General features: G+C 65.7%; 1 protein-coding gene. It reads right to left on the reverse strand.

Annotated elements, in window-relative coordinates; translation table 11 throughout:
• Window positions 1-27: 27 nt before the first annotated feature.
• The gene (ltrA, locus tag ABD357_RS11610) at window positions 28-1,446 is read right to left on the reverse strand and encodes a group II intron reverse transcriptase/maturase (RefSeq protein WP_344389567.1); all 1,419 of its coding nucleotides are present in this window, start codon (window positions 1,444-1,446) and stop codon (window positions 28-30) included.
• Between the last annotated feature and the right edge of the window lie 426 nt (window positions 1,447-1,872).

Genomic DNA, 1,872 nt, shown 5'->3' on the forward strand with positions numbered 1-1,872 from the left:
GGACATGCGGGCCACGCATCCGGCGGTTCATCCAGCTGATCTCAACCGTTGCCAGGTCGGCTTGAGCGTTCGTAGACCCAGGTCGTCCCAGTAGGAGATGGGCAGAGCCCTGTCCAGAACAGCAGTGCCCGCGATCCGCCAGTAGCCCTTGCTGCTCCCCGCCCACTCACGGGCATTGCGCTCAGAGATCCCGAGCGCGAGCAGGTTCCGGCGTCTGGCCGCGTACCGTTTCCATTCCTTCCAGCGGATCTGCCGCATCCTGCGGCGGAACCACTTGTCCAGCTCCCGGAACACCTTGGGGGTGTCCGCGAGCCGGAAGTAGCCCATCCAGCCAGTGGTGAAGCGGTTGATCTTCGCGATACGTTCGTCCATCGCGATGCTCCACCGGCGCGAGGTCAGTTCCCTGACCCGGGCCTTCCAACGCGCGAGCGCCTTGGGATCGACCCGGATCCTGACCCCGGACCGGGTGAAGTAGAAGCCGAACCCCAGCATCGTCATGACGGAAGCTGGGACCACCTTCGACTTGTCCCGGTTGACCTTCAGTTTCAGCCGCTGCTCGACCATGGTCGTAACCGAGCCGAGCACCCTCATCGCGGCCCGCTTGCTGCGCACGAAGACGCGCACGTCGTCGGCGTAACGCACGAACCGATGACCGCGCTTGAACAGTTCCCGGTCCAGGTCGTCGAGCATGATGTTCGACAAGACGGGCGACAGCGGAGAGCCTTGTGGGGTCCCCTCCTCGCTCGGCATCTTGATGCCGTCCACCATGATCCCGGCTTCCAGATATCTGCGAACCAGTTTCAGAACTCTGCGGTCAGTGACCTTGCGCGCCACCCGCGCCATCAGGACATCGTGCTGAACCCGGTCGAAGAACCGGTCCAGATCAAGGTCCACGACCCACCGGAGGCCGTCCTCGATCGCCCGCCGCGCGACCCGCACCGCCTGATGGGCGGACCGGCCGGGACGGAACCCGAAGGACGATGCCGAAAACTGCGGGTCGAAAACGGGCACGAGCACCTGCGCGATGGCCTGCTGGATCAAGCGGTCCAGCACCCGCGGCACCCCCAAGATCCTTTCGCCGCCGCCAGGCTTCGGGATGATCACACGGCGGACCGGCGCCGGCCGGTAGGTGCCCGCGTCGAGTTCAGCCCGCACTGCGAGCCAGTGGACCAGCAGCCACAGCCGAAGCTCCGCCGTGGTCATGCCGTCCACTCCGGGAGCACCCCGGTTCACCTCGACGCGGTTGAGCGCCGCGAACAGGTTCTCCTTCGAGAGCATCAACTCCCAAAGAGAGGATTCCCGTTCGCAGTGAACGTCCTGCGTGGAGTGCGCCGACCGGCCACTACGCTCCGCTGAGGGCTCTGCCGGATGCACCGGCTCCTCCCCCTGCGGCACCGCCGAAGCGGTTTTGCCGCGATCACCGTGACCAGCACGAGCAACCACCACATCATCCGTTCCACTCGATGTTCGGCCCTTCCCAGCCGCCGTGCTCATCCCGGCTGGTACTACGGCCTCTGCTGACTTCTGCCCGGTCAGACCGCACCTTCCGATGCGGCCCGTCGGCGCGGCGACGTCTTCAGCACAACCGACACCCGGACAGATCTCCCCAGGTAAGAACGATCGCTGTCCCTGGATCCCCGCCGCGTTTACGCACTGGCCTTCTTGGTGGAGACGGGCTTCACCTTCCGTTGCAGGCTCACCCGACCAGCACGCCTCGTACGCGGTTCGTGTTCCTCGGTACCCAGGTCTCGCCTCGGGCTTCCTCCAGACCCCACCTCACGGTAACGCCCTTGCCTCCGGCTCGGGGTTAGCACCACCTCTTCCCCCAGGGGACTTCCACCCCCAAGCAACCGCCCATGCTGGGCGCACAAC

Source organism: Streptomyces vastus, from assembly GCF_039532825.1.
Taxonomy (GTDB): domain Bacteria; phylum Actinomycetota; class Actinomycetes; order Streptomycetales; family Streptomycetaceae; genus Streptomyces; species Streptomyces vastus.